Source organism: Streptococcus sp. HMSC072D05, from assembly GCF_001815805.1.
GTDB lineage: Bacteria > Bacillota > Bacilli > Lactobacillales > Streptococcaceae > Streptococcus.
Genome location: NZ_KV822018.1, coordinates 90,671 through 107,434 on the forward strand (window position 1 = coordinate 90,671; position 16,764 = coordinate 107,434).

Sequence of the window (16,764 nt, forward strand, 5' to 3'; positions counted from 1 at the left end):
CTGGCTCGCACTCACTGAAGCTGATTGGCTCGAACTTGCTGAAGCTGATTCACTTGAGCTGACTGACGCTGATTGACTCGAGCTGACTGAAGCAGACTGACTTGCGCTGGCTGATGCAGATTCACTTGCGCTGGCTGAGGCGGATTCACTTGCACTCAATGAAGCTGACTGACTTGAGCTAACTGATGCAGATTCGCTTGAGCTGACTGAGGCTGATTGACTGGCACTCAATGAAGCGGATTGGCTGGCACTCACTGACGCTGATTGACTCGAGCTCGCTGATGCAGATTCACTTGCACTTACTGAGGCTGATTGACTCGAGCTCACTGATGCTGACTGGCTAGTGCTGACTGACGCGGACTGACTCGAGCTCACTGATGCAGATTCACTTGCGCTCACTGAAGCGGACTGACTCGAACTTACTGAGGCAGACTGGCTCGCGCTCGCTGATGCGGATTGACTAGAGCTTACGGAAGCAGATTCACTTGCGCTCGCTGATGCTGATTCACTTGCGCTCACTGAAGCGGATTGGCTTGAGCTTACTGAGACGGATTGACTAGCGCTCGCTGAAGCGGATTGGCTCGAACTTACCGATGCAGACTGACTCGAGCTCACTGAAGCTGATTGACTGGCGCTCACTGAAGCAGATTCGCTGGAGCTTACTGAGGCAGATTGGCTCACACTCGTTGACGCTGACTGACTAGCACTTACCGAAGCGGACTGGCTGGCACTTACTGAAGCCGATTCACTTGTGCTTACTGATGCGGACTGGCTGGAGCTTGCAGACGCAGATTGACTTGCGCTGGCTGAGGCTGACTCACTTGCGCTTACTGATGCGGACTGACTCGAACTTACTGAAGCGGACTGACTCGAGCTTGCAGATGCAGACTGACTTGCGCTTATTGAGACTGACTGGCTGGCGCTCGCTGAAGCGGATTGGCTAGCACTCACTGAAGCGGATTGGCTCGAACTTACTGAAGCGGATTCACTTGCGCTCACTGAAGCGGATTGGCTTGAGCTTACTGAGGCTGATCGACTAGCACTCGCTGAAGCCGATTGACTCGAGCTTACTGATGCTGATCGACTAGCACTTGCTGAAGCAGACTGGCTATTACTTACTGAAATTGACGCTTGATTTGGCGTAATTTGTCCATTAAACACATCTGAAACCAAACCATCTACTGTCGTACTAGCAGTCACTGGTCCACTTGGAAGTCGTCCTCCATTGCGATCATATACTTTCTTCAAGTCAGTTGCAGTAAAGGTTACACTGGTAGAACTCCCCGTTGCCTGTTTGGTAAATGTTTCACCTGCAATTGTTAAAGTAACTGTCCCACCCGGAGCAACCCCATCTACCGTAATCGCTTGATTTGAGAGCCCACCTTTTTCGTTAAGATATTGATTCTCTATCCTTGGCGTCTGAGGGCGCACAGTAAAGCTCACGTCAATTTCATCCGTACTTCCATCTGGATAAGTTACCACCGCTGTCAAAGTATGCCGACCAGCAGACAAATTCGTATTGGTTCCAGATTTCCAAGTATAGGTTGTTCTAGTTCCCTTAGTAATTCCTGTAGTAGGTAATTCTGGCGTCCCTGTAGCATTCGTGATGTACTGACTAGCTTCACCAACAGAAACAGTCCCTGAATTGGCCGTTAGAGTAAAGTTTCGATTCACCTCAGCATTGATAGCTGGTTCGTACTTTTCAGACTGAGCATGGACTTCAAATTGAATTGCGGCAGGGTTGGCTGTTAAATCTTTTACAAGACCTACGTCAGTAGTATTTCCGCTAAAATTACCTTCCTGATCATAGGTGAAAACATAACGGGTCCACAAACTATTTACTGCTTGATCTTTTCCAACAGAACCCGTGATTGAAACGGTGAAAGGATTTGATGCTGTAGCATTTCCATCTTTGGCTAGTTTATTTGTCGGAACAATCATTCTGATACTTTGACCATTGCTCGTAGTGAATGAGACAACAGTTGAAGTAGCCGGATAGGCCGCGGGAACAGCAGTAGGAACAAATTTTGCATGTTCAATTCGACCACTGTTATCAGTAAACTCAATGGTCCCAGAAAAATTTTCTTCTCGATAAATTTTAAATTTTTGCCCTTCTAGAACTGCGCCACCTGTAACGGTTATTTTCTGAAGTTCTGGCTTCTCAGTATCCCTAGCAGCTCTGAAGCTAGCGGTATTTGAAGCTTGGGTCAAAGCTTGTCCATTTCTGCTGTCACGAAGTCCAGAGTTGGCACGTAATACAGCATTTGCAATACTGTTTCGAGCTTCTGTAGCTTTTTGTAGGATAGTGGCAAGGTCAGAAGCCTCACCTTTCAAGGCTTCTGCTATCTCATTCTTCGTTAGACTAGCCTTCGTGATCGCCTCATCCGAGTTCGGAAGTCCCTGCGCTTGAGCTAGAAACTGCCCAATCTCAGCAGACAAGGCCTCTAATTTCTTCCGTTTTTCTTCATTTTGTTTTTCCGTCATGGCAACGGAAGTCATTGTGAGACCTGATTCAGCCGTCACATCTTCATTCTTTACAAGACCAGACTCACTTTGAGGCAAGGATTCTGTAGAAAAATCAACTGCTTTTAATTCTTTTGAAGGTTGTGATTCTTTCACTGTCTCCCGAGCTGGCTCACTTGCTTGGTACTGACTTTGAACACCAACTGAAGCTCTCTCTGACAGATTACTATTCGCTTGATTTTGTGTTCCAAGGGATTCACTTGAACTAGCAGTTACACTTTGACTGTTTGCCAAAGATTGACTAGTAGAAGCAGATTGGCTCATCGACTGGCTCATACTAGAAGAGCTTGAGGCACTGATGGACTGACTCGTAGAGGCAGATTGACTGGCGCTCTGCGAATTTAATTCTGACAATGACTGGCTTTGACTGGTAGACAGAGACAAGCTAGCAGTATCTTGATGATCCTGAGTCGTCCCCAGTACTACTGAATCTCTCGTCGCCAAGGTATCTTTTGATTCGACAGTCTTTTCAACAGCGACTGCATCATTGGCATAAACACGCGTTTGCGTCGCAGCAAAACCACCTAAGATCGTCCCCGTAGCTGCTATCCCTTTCAAGACATCCAAGCCGGTCAACTTCTGACCTCCTTGCTTTTCAACCATTTCTGTCTTTACTTGGCTCGCATCCGCACTTCCACGCATCACCTTAAATAAGCCAAAAAGGGAAGTCGAGGCCCGTAGCCAATGCTTCCCTGATTTGATTAATTTGAACCGAGTTACACGGTCTGTTTCTCTATATTCACCCTTCTGGCGTCTAAAAAACATGTTACTTCCCTCTATATGAAAAAGAATTTATTCACCTATAAAAACTATCTCCTTATTATATACCAAATATACCTACAATTCAATATCTATAACTTACTCTGAAGAAAGAAAATGATTTCAAAAATAACTTTATTTCAAAACTATTCTGTTTTTTCAATATAATCTTCATTTTTTGCTCTGTTAATATATTTTATTTGCTTTATAACCATTTCTAAATGCTTAAAAAATCGAGTAACTAATTCCAATCACTCAGGGAATTGATTTTTATTCAAAATATAGAAAAAGTCCATGAATCAATAGCATCCACAGACTTTTAGGAGTAGAGTATTTAAAGGCAGTTTCACAAATGAATCAATGAAGCCGGTAGCCGATGTAACTTTCTAGCCTTTCCAACAAAAAAATCCACGAATCGAAAGCATTCGCGGACTTTTCTTACAACGCATTTAAGAAAAATGCCATACTAATTAATAGCCGTAATCTACGACACGAAGAGGCGAAAACGATTATTTTTCGCCGATGAATTAGTGAGGCAGGTTGCTAGCCCTCTCACTACCCGTTACAACGGAAAAATCCACGAATATTATCGATTCGTGGATTTTTCCTAGTGAAGCGTTTAGGTAAGCCGATTTTACACTACGACACGGAGTTTGGCAAATCGGTTCTATTTGCCAAACGTAGTTAGTAAGGCAGTTAGCTAGTTCGCCAAATAGCGACTAGCGTCCAACAATTAGGAACTTTAGTTCCAATTGTTGGTGCTGAGTTACATTTTTTCCTCCAACTCTACGTCTGGATACTTGTCCGCAAACCAGCGGAGGGCAAAGTCATTTTCAAAAAGGAAGACTGGTTGGTCGAAACGGTCTTTGGCCAAGATATTGCGGCTTGAGGACATCCGTTCATCCAAGTCCTCAGGCTTGATCCAACGAACGGTCTTTTTACCCATCGGGCTCATGACTACTTCCGCATTGTATTCGCCTTCCATGCGGTGCTTAAAGACTTCAAACTGGAGTTGTCCGACAGCTCCTAGCATGTACTCACCAGTTTGGTAATTCTTGTAAAGCTGAATGGCTCCTTCTTGCACCAATTGTTCGATACCCTTGTGGAAGGATTTTTGTTTCATAACGTTCTTAGCAGAAACTTTCATGAAAATCTCAGGGGTAAAGGTTGGCAGTGGTTCAAACTCAAACTTGTTTTTTCCAACCGTCAAGGTGTCTCCAACCTGATAAGTACCGGTATCGTAAACCCCGATGATATCTCCTGCAACAGCGTTTGTCACATTCTCACGACTTTCCGCCATAAACTGGGTGACATTAGAAAGCTTGGCAGTCTTCCCAGTACGAGGCAGATTGACACTCATTCCTCGCTCAAACTCACCTGATACGATACGGACAAAGGCAATGCGGTCACGGTGACGAGGGTCCATGTTGGCTTGGATTTTAAAGACAAATCCTGAGAAATCCTTATCATAAGGATCCACAATTTCGCCATCTGTTTTCTTGTGGCCATGTGGTTCTGGAGCAAACTCAAGGAAGGTCTCAAGGAAGGTCTGCACCCCAAAGTTGGTCAGGGCTGAACCAAAGAAGACTGGCGTCAGTTCTCCTGCAAGAATAGCTTCTTCTGAAAATTCATTTCCTGCTTCTTGCAACAGTTCGATATCGTCCTTAACTTGAGCATAGAAAGGATTGCTTCCAAAGAGCTTGTCTCCATCTTCTAGACTAGCAAAACGCTCATCCCCTTTATAAAGCTCCAAGCGTTGGTTATAGAGGTCGTACAAGCCTTCAAAGGCTTTCCCCATCCCGATTGGCCAGTTCATAGGATAGCTCGCAATGCCAAGGACTTCTTCTAGTTCTTGCAAGAGGTCCAGTGGCTCACGACCATCACGGTCTAGCTTGTTCATAAAGGTAAAGACTGGAATGCCACGGTGCTTCACAACCTCAAACAATTTCTTGGTTTGGGCCTCGATACCCTTGGCAGAGTCCACGACCATGACGGCAGCATCCACCGCCATCAAGGTCCGATAGGTGTCTTCTGAGAAATCCTCGTGCCCTGGTGTGTCGAGGATGTTCACGCGCTTGCCGTCGTAGTCAAACTGCATAACAGATGAAGTAACCGAAATCCCACGTTGTTTCTCGATATCCATCCAGTCAGATTTGGCAAAAGTCCCTGTTTTCTTCCCTTTTACCGTACCAGCCTCACGAATTTCGCCCCCAAAGTAGAGCAATTGCTCAGTGATGGTCGTCTTACCCGCGTCCGGGTGGGAGATGATGGCAAAGGTACGGCGTTTCTTGATTTCTTCTTGAATAGTCATAAGTTCTCTTTCTTTGATTTTCTATTTTTAGTTGTTTCAGTAGCTAAGAATGATGTTTACATTGGATTTTACCATTCCTTTCAACTCTTCATTATATCGGATTTTGGGGAGTTTTTCAATTGCTCATCCGATGAAAAGGCAAGCTAGAGCACAGATTGCACCTGATTTCTCTTTTTCCACCGTTTCTTGAACAAGATATCAAAAAGAACCAGAGCCAGTGAGAGGATGACGGACACAAGGAGATATTTTAACCACAAGGGCGCATCCGGAATAAAAGGTGTCTTGTTTAACAAACCATAATTTCCACCTGTCACCTGATTAACACCAACTAGAAAGAGATTGAGAATAAAGGTATAGGCCACAATCATATATTTCTTGAGCAAGGTCTTGTCATAGTGATTCATCAAGTAGACCAAGGAATTCACTAGAAGGGCATAGTGCCCAATCAAAAATGAAAAACTGGTGATATGGGGGAAATCATAGGGGTCAAAAACCGGGTAAACCAAGGCAAAGACCGCTCCACTAGCTCCTAAGAGGGCAAAATATTGCTTGCTCCGCCATTTATCTGGCAAGAAAACCACCGCAAACATAGCCAAACGGCAATGGTAAAATGGAAGGCTATTAGAAAATGGAATCCCAAAACCAACATACCAGCTATATAGGGCTAGTAACTGGAGGATCTGAATCCCCTTAAACAAGCGGACAAATTTCGGATTTTTGTGATAAACAAGCGCTCCATAAATACAAAGCACTAATAGGAGCATCATAATCCCATACCAAAAGAGCGAAATGGGAGGAGGGACTGTCTGAGTTCTGGTGATAAATTGATGGAACATATTTCTATCCTAACTCTTATTTTTTCTATTCTCTAGTTTAACCATTATAGCGAATTAAAAGCGATTTTTCAATTTCTATTTCTTTTCAGTTTGGCTCCCTTATTTATAGGAAAATATGGTAAAATAGAACAGACTAAAAATCATCATTTCACGAAAGGATGCAAGATGAAAATTACGCAAGAAGAGGTAACACACGTTGCCAATCTTTCAAAATTAAAATTCTCTGAAGAAGAAACTGCTGCTTTTGCAACAACCTTGTCTAAAATTGTTGACATGGTTGAATTGCTGGGCGAAGTCGACACAACTGGTGTCGTACCTACTACAACCATGGCTGATCGCAAGACCGTACTCCGCCCTGATGTGGCCGAAGAAGGAACAGACCGTGACCGCTTGTTTAAAAACGTACCTGAAAAAGAAAACTACTATATCAAGGTGCCAGCTATCCTAGATGATGGAGGAGATGCCTAATGACTTTTAATAACAAAACGATTGAAGACTTGCACAATCTCCTTGTATCTAAGGAGATTTCAGCTACTGAATTGACACAGGCCACGCTTGAAGATATCAAGTCTCGCGAGAAAGCTATCAATGCTTTTGTCACTATCGCTGAAGAACAAGCCCTTGCTCAAGCTAAAGCTATTGATGAAGCTGGAATCGACGCGGATAATGTCCTTTCAGGAATTCCACTGGCAGTTAAGGATAATATTTCTACTGACGGCATCCTCACAACCGCAGCCTCAAAAATGCTCTACAACTACGAGCCTATCTTTGATGCGACAGCCGTTGCCAATGCAAAAGCTAAAGGCATGATTATTGTTGGGAAAACCAACATGGACGAGTTTGCCATGGGCGGTTCTGGTGAGACTTCACACTATGGTGCTACTAAAAATGCTTGGGACCACAGCAAGGTTCCTGGTGGTTCATCAAGTGGTTCTGCCGCAGCCGTAGCTTCAGGACAAGTCCGCTTGTCACTTGGTTCTGATACTGGTGGTTCTATCCGCCAACCTGCTGCCTTCAACGGAATCGTTGGTCTCAAACCAACCTATGGAACAGTTTCTCGTTTCGGTCTCATTGCCTTCGGTAGCTCATTAGACCAAATCGGACCTTTTGCACCAACTGTTAAGGAAAATGCCCTCTTGCTCAACGCTATTGCTAGCGAAGATGCCAAAGACTCTACTTCTGCTCCTATCCGCATTGCCGACTTTACTTCAAAAATCGGCCAAGACATCAAGGGCATGAAAATTGCTTTGCCTAAGGAATACCTCGGTGAAGGAATTGACCCAGAGGTTAAGGAAACTATTCTGAATGCCGCTAAACACTTTGAAAAACTCGGTGCTATCGTTGAAGAAGTTAGCCTTCCTCACTCTAAATACGGTGTTGCCGTTTACTACATCATCGCTTCATCAGAAGCCTCATCAAACTTGCAACGTTTTGACGGTATCCGTTATGGCTATCGTGCAGAAGATGCGACCAACCTTGACGAAATCTATGTAAACAGCCGTAGCCAAGGTTTCGGTGAAGAAGTGAAACGCCGTATCATGCTAGGTACTTTCAGCCTTTCATCAGGTTACTACGATGCTTACTACAAGAAAGCTGGTCAGGTTCGTACCCTTATCATCCAAGATTTCGAAAAAGTCTTTGCGGATTACGACTTGATTTTGGGACCAACTGCACCAAGCGTTGCCTATGACTTGGACTCCCTCAACCATGACCCCGTTGCCATGTACTTGGCTGACCTTTTGACCATCCCAGTCAACTTGGCTGGTCTCCCAGGAATTTCAGTTCCTGCTGGATTCTCTCAAAGTCTACCAGTCGGTCTCCAATTGATTGGTCCTAAATACTCTGAGGAAACCATTTACCAAGCTGCTGCTGCCTTTGAAGCAACAACAGACTACCACAAACAACAACCCGTGATTTTTGGAGGTGACAACTAATGAACTTTGAAACAGTCATTGGACTTGAAGTCCACGTAGAGCTCAACACCAATTCAAAAATCTTCTCACCTACTTCTGCCCACTTTGGAAATGACCAAAATGCCAACACCAACGTGATTGACTGGTCTTTTCCAGGAGTTCTGCCAGTTCTCAATAAGGGTGTTGTCGATGCTGGTATCAAGGCCGCTCTTGCCCTCAACATGGACATCCACAAGAAGATGCACTTTGACCGCAAGAACTACTTCTATCCTGATAATCCAAAAGCCTACCAAATTTCTCAGTTTGATGAGCCAATTGGTTACAATGGTTGGATTGAAGTGGAGCTAGAAGATGGTACGACTAAGAAAATCGGTATTGAACGCGCCCACTTGGAAGAAGATGCTGGTAAAAACACCCACGGTACAGATGGCTACTCTTATGTAGACCTCAACCGCCAAGGGGTGCCTTTGATTGAGATCGTGTCTGAAGCCGACATGCGTTCTCCTGAAGAAGCCTATGCTTATCTAACTGCCCTCAAGGAAGTTATCCAGTACGCTGGCATTTCAGACGTTAAGATGGAAGAAGGTTCTATGCGTGTGGATGCTAACATCTCGCTTCGTCCTTATGGTCAAGAAAAATTCGGTACCAAGACTGAGTTGAAAAACCTCAACTCCTTCTCAAACGTTCGCAAAGGTCTCGAATACGAAGTCCAACGTCAAGCTGAAATCCTTCGCTCAGGTGGTCAAATCCGCCAAGAAACACGCCGTTACGATGAAGCCAACAAAGCAACCATCCTCATGCGTGTTAAGGAAGGCGCTGCAGACTACCGCTACTTCCCAGAACCAGACCTCCCACTCTTTGAAATTTCAGACGAGTGGATTGAGGAAATGCGTACTGAACTGCCAGAGTTTCCAAAGGAACGCCGTGCACGCTACGTTGCTGACCTTGGCTTGTCAGACTACGATGCTAGTCAGTTGACTGCAAATAAGGTCACTTCTGACTTCTTTGAAAAAGCTGTTGCACTCGGTGGCGATGCCAAACAAGTTTCTAACTGGCTCCAAGGTGAAGTTGCTCAGTTCTTGAACGCCGAAGGTAAAACACTAGAACAAATCGAATTGACACCAGAAAACTTGGTAGAAATGATTGCCATCATCGAAGACGGCACGATCTCTTCTAAGATTGCCAAGAAAGTCTTTGTCCACCTAGCTAAAAATGGTGGTGGCGCGCGTGAATACGTGGAAAAAGCAGGTATGGTCCAAATCTCAGATCCAGATGTTCTGATTCCAATCATCCACCAAGTCTTTGCTGATAACGAAGCTGCCGTTGCCGACTTCAAGTCAGGCAAACGCAACGCAGACAAGGCCTTCACAGGATTCCTTATGAAAGCAACCAAAGGCCAAGCCAATCCACAAGTTGCCCTTAAACTCCTTGCACAGGAATTGGCGAAGTTGAAAGAAAGTGAGTAATTTACTCTTTATACACTTTTTTCTACTTTTAAGACGAGAATGAGACAAGGAGAATAAATGAACAAATTTTTACGATTGCTATTTGTCTTAGTCATCATCGCTATGTTAGGCGCTTCTATACTACAAATTTTCTTTCCATCGTACATGGGAAGCCACTCCGGGTACGGAATATCTGCTGGTTGGCAACGAGAAATTGGAATATGGAATTTAGCTGTATTGATTATTATTCTCGCTATCAATATTAAATACGATTGGTTCTATCTACGAATCGCACTTCTTGCTCTCATTATTGGCGGAATTGGAATAGGAACAAATCACTTACTCAATTATATGGAGTATCACTCTCCTGTAAATGCTATCGGTGCTTTTGAAAATTACTTGCTAGCAATAGGATGGATTGTGGGATGGCTCATCGAACGCCATTCCATAAAGAAGCTAAATGCTAGTAAATAACGCCTAGTATATCTTAGATGATTTTTAAAGGTTATTAAATAGTTTAATAATCATTCGAATTCAGAATTCTACCTTTTCAATCATATAGTTAGGAGACACATGAAAAAGTTTTACGCTCTTTTAATGACCTGTTTATTACTTGTTTTTCTATCCGTGCCTCAAATCGTTGATGCGGGTGTCGGACATTCCAGAAGTGGAGGGAGCAGCCGCAGCAGTAGCCGCTCAAGTGGAGGTGGAAGTCGTTCTGGCGGATCATCCTACCACTACTACCGCTCTGGATACGGATCATCCTCTAGTAGCTCTACCAACTCATTCGAAATGGGATTGGTATTCCTGATTGTCGCAGGAGTTTTCCTAGTTAGTATCTTTAAAGCCTCGAAGAATAACTCAGAAGATTCAAGTTCAACAGACACTAGTAATGATTCTCAAACGCTCCATCGTCGAGTTGAACACAACACACGGGCCATTAGTCTTGTGAAATACGGAGATCCAAACTTTGACGCGGAAGCTTTCACATCTTGGGTTAAGGAAGTCTACCTTAAATTGCAGGTTGCCTGGACTGAGAAAAATTGGAACTCTGTCCGCGCTTTAGAAAGTACCAGTCTCTACTCCCAACACAGTGCCCAACTCGAAGACCATATTCGTGCTAAAACAACTAATGTTTTAGAGAAAGTTTGTATCGAAAATGTTCGCATCAAGGAGTTCATTGAAAATCCTGACGGAAACGATACCTTAGTGGTGATTCTATCATCAATTTTACGAGACTATGTCATTGACGATGAGACTCGCCGTGTCATTGAAGGAGACCCTAAAAAAGATCTCTTCACCGTGTATCAATTAAACTTTATCCGTCAACACGGTAGCCAAACGCAAGCAGTCAATCCAGACGAAGTTGTGAGCGACCACTGTCCAAACTGTGGCGCCCCTTTGAAAATCTCTGCAGTTAGCGAGTGCGACTACTGTGGTGCCAATCTATCTCGCAGTCCAAACCAATGGGTACTCGATACCTATGATGTTGTGGATGAAGACGAGCTTTATAATTAGGAGGAATTATGGGATTTATACGTGCAGCCTTATCAGCAGGCTTAAATAGTTTTAATGATAGTAAATTCAAGGAAGCCATTGTCCTTCCAGATAATGTCTCTGGCGATGCCTTGGCCGTCAAGGGACAATTACTCACAAAAGACCCAGATGGACGTTCTCGTCACAGCAATCAAAATACTGGACTTTTGTCAGATGGCAGTGTGGTTATCGTTCCTCAAGGTTATAGCGCTGTTTTGGTAAACAACGGTACCTTCCTTGGTGAAGTTCTCGAAGCTGGTAGCCACGAATGGCAAGCTGGTGATAATGCCTGGCTCCTTGAAAAAGGTGGTTTAAAAGGCACTTGGGAAAACTTTAAAAACCGTTTCTCTTTTGGTGGACAAGTCATCACTCAACAAGAAATTATCTTTATCCGCATGCAACCTATTGCAGGTAATAAGTTCGGCACACAAAATGCGGTCGAATACTTCAGCGAACGTTACCAACAACTGCTCAACATCCGTTTCTATGGCTTGTTTGATGTAAAAATAGCAGATCCAGTCCTCTTCTACGTGAGTTCTGTTAGCCGTCAAATTACTGACGGACAGCCATTTACTCTCCAAGATGTAGCTCAAGGAACGCTCCGTCAAAATATCGCACCGAAAATCGCGATTGCCATTGCCAAATACACCAACGAAAACAAGGTAGATATCTATAGCCTCAATGCCAATCAAGACACCTTTAACGAACTCGCTAAACAAGAGGTCAACAAGGTTTGGACAGGTCTCTACGGGATTGAAGCAACTAACATCTTGCTTGAAGACCTCAGCTACGACCAAGAAAGTCTTGATATCGTTCGCAAGCTTGATAGTGAGCTCGTGGCAATGAAGTACAACACGATTGAAATCGAAGAACGCCGTGCTCGTAACGAAGCGCTTATTGCTGCAGCTGCCAACGAAGGGAATGGCAATGGGATGAACATGTTTATGGGCATGAATCTTGGCCAAACTCTGGGTGGTCAACTAAGCCAACAAGTTCAAAATCAAGCACCAGCTCAAAACACTGGACAAACTGCCAGCAAGAATTTTTACATCGAAGTCGATGGAAAATACGTCCTCGTTACCAAAGACGAAGATGGAAATATCGTACCAGTAAACTAATTAAGCTCCTTCTGACATTTGAGTAATGTTGTCTTTTATGGTACAATAAAGAGTAAATTATTTTATTAAAGAGGTAAAAACATGATTGAAGCAAGTAAATTAAAGGCTGGTATGACCTTTGAAACAGCTGACGGAAAATTGATCCGCGTTTTGGAAGCTAGCCACCACAAACCAGGTAAAGGAAACACAATCATGCGTATGAAATTGCGTGATGTCCGTACTGGTTCTACATTTGACACAAGCTACCGTCCAGAGGAAAAATTTGAACAAGCCATCATCGAGACTGTCCCAGCTCAATACTTGTACAAAATGGATGACACAGCCTACTTCATGAACACAGAAACTTACGACCAATACGAAATTCCTGTTGTCAACGTTGAAAACGAATTGCTTTACATCCTTGAAAACTCTGATGTGAAGATCCAATTCTACGGAACTGAAGTGATTGGTGTTACCGTTCCTACTACTGTCGAATTGACAGTTGCAGAAACTCAACCATCTATCAAAGGTGCTACTGTTACAGGTTCTGGTAAACCAGCAACGATGGAAACTGGACTTGTCGTAAACGTTCCAGACTTCATCGAAGCAGGACAAAAACTCGTTATCAACACTGCAGAAGGAACTTACGTTTCTCGTGCCTAATCTCTAGAAAGAGGTCATTCTATGGGAATTGAAGAACAACTTGGCGAAATCGTTATCGCCCCACGTGTACTTGAAAAAATCATTGCTATTGCTACTGCAAAAGTAGAGGGTGTACACTCTTTTTCAAACAAATCAGTGTCTGATACCCTTTCAAAACTTTCTCTCGGCCGTGGCGTTTATCTTAAAAACGTGGACGAAGAGCTCACAGCAGATATCTATCTCTACCTTGAGTACGGAGTAAAAGTTCCTAAGGTAGCGGTTGCTATCCAGAAAGCTGTCAAAGATGCCGTCCGCAATATGGCTGATGTAGAACTCACTGCCATCAATATTCACGTTGCAGGTATCGTTCCAGATAAAACACCAAAACCAGAATTGAAAGATCTATTTGACGAGGACTTCCTCAATGACTAGTCCACTATTAGAATCTAGACGCCAACTCCGTAAATGCGCTTTTCAAGCTCTCATGAGCCTTGAATTCGGTACGGATGTCGAAACTGCTTGTCGTTTCGCCTATACTCATGATCGTGAAGATACGGATGTGCAACTTCCAGCCTTTTTGACAGAGCTAGTTTCTGGTGTTCAGGCTAAAAAGGAAGAACTAGACAAGCAAATCACACAGCATTTAAAAGCAGGTTGGACCATCGAGCGATTAACGCTCGTGGAGAGAAACCTCCTTCGCTTGGGAGTCTTTGAAATCACTTCATTTGACACTCCGCAACTGGTTGCTGTTAATGAAGCTATTGAGCTTGCAAAGGACTTCTCAGATCAAAAATCTGCCCGTTTTATCAACGGACTGCTCAGCCAGTTTGTAAAAGAAGAACAGTAAAAAAAGTGTTTGACTTAGATCAAACACTTTTTTCTTTGCCTTTCACTATCTAAAAAAACGATAATAGATTAAATTAGAAAGAAACAACCAGATGAAGTCTGCATGGATGAGAAAATTTATAAAACAATGGCACAGAATTGTGATTTTTAGATTCTTTGTCCAACGGTAAACTAAAGCAAAGAAAAGACCGGAAAAACTATAAACCATCAAACTGATGAGGTCACGATGGGACAATACCAAATGACTGAGCCCAAAAATAAGAGCAGATAAGATGACATCCAAGTAATATTTGGACTTAGGAAAGAAGGAATTCATAAAATATCCTCTATGAACTAGTTCCTCCAATATAGGACCCAAAATGACAACTGAGATAAAAGAGAAGCAAGTCGTTAAAATAGTAGATTGCTCATTGAAGGATAGGACCGAAAGAAGGTCTTCAAAGATATAGTTATTATTAATGAAGCGACTAAACTGTAAGTAAAAAGCACTCAACAACTGACGGACAAAATAAGCAGCCACTAAACTAACTAAAAGGTAAAAGAATCTGGATTTTATCGAACCCTTTTTCTCAAAAATATAGAGCATTTTTTTCTTTTTCAACCAATAGATAAATAGTCCTAAAAGAGCTAGTTGCTCTACTGCTACAATAATAGAATAGCCATCCATACCCCAGACAAACATCTTAGCCAGATAAAGACTACTGAAATCTAGTAGATAAATTGATAGAAATACCAGTAATGTATAGACTCCCAAATGACCTAGTTTTTTCATACTTACTCCAAAAAATCTTTGTTGACTTATTTTTATAGCATAAATATCTTTTATTATATTAACAGCTATTTTTAAAAAAGTCAATTTTTTATCCTAAACGGTAGCTTTACTCATTGAGAAATAAGAAATTGATAAAAGAGATTTCTCTATCTTCCCATTAAATTAGAAAAAGTGTTTGACAATTATCAAACACTTTTTTCTTTGCCTTCCACTATCTAAAAAAATGATAATAGACATAATTGTAAACAAAAATCCAGATGGGTTTTGCATAAATGAGAAAGTTGAAAAAACTATGGCACAGGATGGTAATTTTTAAGTTCTTTGTCCAACGGTAGACAAGGGCATAGAAAAGACCGCCTAAACTATAAATAATCAAACTGATAGGATCTCGGTGAGTTAGGATCAAATGACTAAGTCCAAAGATAAGAGCAGATAGGATAACATCCAGATAGTACTTGGACTGGGGGAAAAGGTATTCATAAAATACCCTCTATGAATCAGTTCCTCTAATATAGGTCCGACGATTACTGTTAAACTAAAACTGAGAACAGTTGATAGAAAAGTTGGTTGCCCATTGGAGTATAGAATCGAAAGAAGGTCTTGAAAGATATACTTGTTATCAATTAGGTGATGAAACTGTAACTGAAAAGCATCCACCAATTGACGATCAAAATAAGTAGCCACTAGAGCAACTACAAGGTAAAAGAATCTTGACTTCTTTGAACCCTTTTTTTCAAAAATATAGAGCATATCTTTCTTTTTGAGCCAGTAGATAAATAATAGCAAAAGAGCTATTACTTCAACTGTTAAAAAGATAGAATAGCCATCTATCCCCCATCCTAAAAACTTAGTTAGATGCATAATCCCTAACTCTGGTAGGTAAATCGATAGAAATACCAGTGATGTATAGACTCCCAAATGCCCTAGTTTTTTCATACTTACCCCTTTAATTTATCAATAGCTAATACCATAAGCACGTCTAGTCGCATGATTCAGTATTGTACTCCATTCTGTCGCCAAACTATATGCATATGGCGAAGGCCAATGTCTATCATAAACTAACCAAATCATGCCACCACCTGAAACTTGCTCTAAGTCCTCAGATAAAAGAACTGTAAATGTTTTTGTACCTGTCCTATCAAGTAGCTCCTTAAAATAAATTTTTGTCAGTTTACATCTACAGTATACATCTTTTTGTCTATTTTATAGCCTATCTCCTCAACTGTCAATTTTTCACCCTAAATGGTAGCTTTACTCATTGAGAAATAAGAAATTGATAAAAGAGATTTCTCTATCTTCCCATTAAATTAGAAAAAGTGTTTGACAATTATCAAACACTTTTTCTTTACTTCCTACTATCTAAAAATCAAATAATAAATATAAAATAAGATTGACGGAACATAGGGAATTGCATTATAGAAACTATGACAAAAAATGGTAAACCGAAGACTACCCGTAACTCGATAAGCGACTGCAAATAGAAGACCAAGAATACTATACATTAGGAGACTGATGGGGTCACGATGAGATAGAACTAAGTGACTAAGCCCGAAGATGAAAGAAGACAAAATCACATCCAAATAAAACTCCGACTTCGGAAAGAAGGTATTCATAAAATAACCTCTATAGATTGTCTCCTCAACAACAGGTACAATCGAAATGTTAAAGATTAAAAATATAAGACTTGATAGAGTCGTTTCTCTTCCGTTTGAGTAAAGTTCTGAAAGAAGGTCTTGGAAAATAAAGCTATTGTCAATCAATCGAATATTCTGCATTCTAAATCCATTTAGAAAAGAATAGATAAGAAAGCAAGCCACTAAGAAAGCGAGATAAGACCAGCGCCAACCCTTTTTCTCGAAGATAAAGAGCATCTTCTTCTTTTTCAACCACAAAACGAATAAAAAGAAAATAAGCAACACTTCTCCAACTAGGAAGATTATATAGCTGTCCATTCCTAAACCAAAGGTCCTAGCTAGAGTTATAGCCCCTAATGGCGTTAAATAAATGTACAGGAACATTAAAATCATACAGATTCCTAAATGTATTGTCTTTTTCATTCTTTCTCTCCTAATGGTAAACTCTCT

Annotated in this window: 14 protein-coding genes and 1 pseudogene; 9 read left to right on the forward strand and 6 right to left on the reverse strand. The window is 41.9% G+C overall.

Annotated elements, in window-relative coordinates; genetic code table 11:
- The 3 genes from HMPREF3057_RS09995 to HMPREF3057_RS04610 form a co-directional block, all read right to left on the reverse strand.
- Positions 1 to 3,288, reverse strand: a 3,288-nt coding sequence (locus HMPREF3057_RS09995; RefSeq protein WP_257370876.1) for an accessory Sec-dependent serine-rich glycoprotein adhesin, incomplete at its 3' end; no start/stop codon positions are given.
- A gap of 760 nt (positions 3,289 to 4,048) precedes the next feature.
- The gene (locus HMPREF3057_RS04605; RefSeq protein WP_000155100.1) at positions 4,049 to 5,593 is read right to left on the reverse strand and encodes a peptide chain release factor 3; all 1,545 of its coding nucleotides are present in this window, start codon (positions 5,591 to 5,593) and stop codon (positions 4,049 to 4,051) included.
- A 143-nt stretch (positions 5,594 to 5,736) separates the two neighbouring features.
- Positions 5,737 to 6,429 (reverse strand): YwaF family protein, encoded by a 693-nt coding sequence (locus HMPREF3057_RS04610; protein WP_049520880.1) that lies wholly within the window; start codon positions 6,427 to 6,429, stop codon positions 5,737 to 5,739.
- A 165-nt stretch (positions 6,430 to 6,594) separates the two neighbouring features.
- On the opposite strand from HMPREF3057_RS04610, the gene gatC reads away from it, so the two are divergent.
- The 9 genes from gatC to nusB all read left to right on the forward strand — a co-directional run bounded on the left by gatC (position 6,595) and on the right by nusB (position 13,909).
- Complete coding sequence (gene gatC, locus HMPREF3057_RS04615; RefSeq protein WP_049479280.1) at positions 6,595 to 6,897, forward strand: Asp-tRNA(Asn)/Glu-tRNA(Gln) amidotransferase subunit GatC; 303 nt, start codon at positions 6,595 to 6,597, stop codon at positions 6,895 to 6,897.
- Positions 6,897 to 8,363 carry an Asp-tRNA(Asn)/Glu-tRNA(Gln) amidotransferase subunit GatA gene (gatA, locus tag HMPREF3057_RS04620; RefSeq protein WP_070696623.1) on the forward strand — a complete coding sequence of 489 codons (1,467 nt, stop codon included), beginning with the start codon at positions 6,897 to 6,899 and terminating at the stop codon, positions 8,361 to 8,363. The genes gatC and gatA overlap by 1 nt, the downstream gene beginning before the upstream one ends.
- On the forward strand, positions 8,363 to 9,808 hold the full coding sequence (gene gatB, locus HMPREF3057_RS04625; protein WP_049519382.1) for an Asp-tRNA(Asn)/Glu-tRNA(Gln) amidotransferase subunit GatB: 1,446 nt from the start codon (positions 8,363 to 8,365) through the stop codon (positions 9,806 to 9,808). The genes gatA and gatB overlap by 1 nt, the downstream gene beginning before the upstream one ends.
- A gap of 57 nt (positions 9,809 to 9,865) precedes the next feature.
- On the forward strand, positions 9,866 to 10,261 hold the full coding sequence (locus HMPREF3057_RS04630) for a hypothetical protein (RefSeq protein ID WP_001031998.1): 396 nt from the start codon (positions 9,866 to 9,868) through the stop codon (positions 10,259 to 10,261).
- A 99-nt stretch (positions 10,262 to 10,360) separates the two neighbouring features.
- Positions 10,361 to 11,305 carry a zinc-ribbon domain-containing transport protein gene (locus HMPREF3057_RS04635; RefSeq protein ID WP_000715064.1) on the forward strand — a complete coding sequence of 315 codons (945 nt, stop codon included), beginning with the start codon at positions 10,361 to 10,363 and terminating at the stop codon, positions 11,303 to 11,305.
- An 8-nt stretch (positions 11,306 to 11,313) separates the two neighbouring features.
- Positions 11,314 to 12,441 carry an SPFH domain-containing protein gene (locus HMPREF3057_RS04640; RefSeq protein ID WP_000505816.1) on the forward strand — a complete coding sequence of 376 codons (1,128 nt, stop codon included), beginning with the start codon at positions 11,314 to 11,316 and terminating at the stop codon, positions 12,439 to 12,441.
- An 81-nt stretch (positions 12,442 to 12,522) separates the two neighbouring features.
- Positions 12,523 to 13,083 carry an elongation factor P gene (efp, locus tag HMPREF3057_RS04645; protein WP_000568640.1) on the forward strand — a complete coding sequence of 187 codons (561 nt, stop codon included), beginning with the start codon at positions 12,523 to 12,525 and terminating at the stop codon, positions 13,081 to 13,083.
- Positions 13,084 to 13,104: 21 nt separating this feature from the next.
- Complete coding sequence (locus tag HMPREF3057_RS04650; RefSeq protein WP_000510585.1) at positions 13,105 to 13,494, forward strand: Asp23/Gls24 family envelope stress response protein; 390 nt, start codon at positions 13,105 to 13,107, stop codon at positions 13,492 to 13,494.
- Positions 13,487 to 13,909, forward strand: a complete 423-nt coding sequence (gene nusB, locus HMPREF3057_RS04655) for a transcription antitermination factor NusB (protein WP_049519387.1) — start codon at positions 13,487 to 13,489, stop codon at positions 13,907 to 13,909. Before HMPREF3057_RS04650 ends, nusB begins: the two co-directional genes overlap by 8 nt.
- Before the next feature lie 45 nt (positions 13,910 to 13,954).
- Here the strand turns inward: nusB and HMPREF3057_RS04660 are convergent, their stop codons facing one another.
- The 3 genes and pseudogenes from HMPREF3057_RS04660 to HMPREF3057_RS04670 all read right to left on the reverse strand — a co-directional run bounded on the left by HMPREF3057_RS04660 (position 13,955) and on the right by HMPREF3057_RS04670 (position 16,737).
- Complete coding sequence (locus HMPREF3057_RS04660) at positions 13,955 to 14,680, reverse strand: CPBP family intramembrane glutamic endopeptidase (RefSeq protein WP_049519388.1); 726 nt, start codon at positions 14,678 to 14,680, stop codon at positions 13,955 to 13,957.
- Between the two features lie 211 nt (positions 14,681 to 14,891).
- Positions 14,892 to 15,616: pseudogene (locus tag HMPREF3057_RS04665) on the reverse strand (lysostaphin resistance A-like protein).
- A gap of 419 nt (positions 15,617 to 16,035) precedes the next feature.
- Positions 16,036 to 16,737 carry a CPBP family intramembrane glutamic endopeptidase gene (locus tag HMPREF3057_RS04670; protein WP_049489768.1) on the reverse strand — a complete coding sequence of 234 codons (702 nt, stop codon included), beginning with the start codon at positions 16,735 to 16,737 and terminating at the stop codon, positions 16,036 to 16,038.
- Between the last annotated feature and the right edge of the window lie 27 nt (positions 16,738 to 16,764).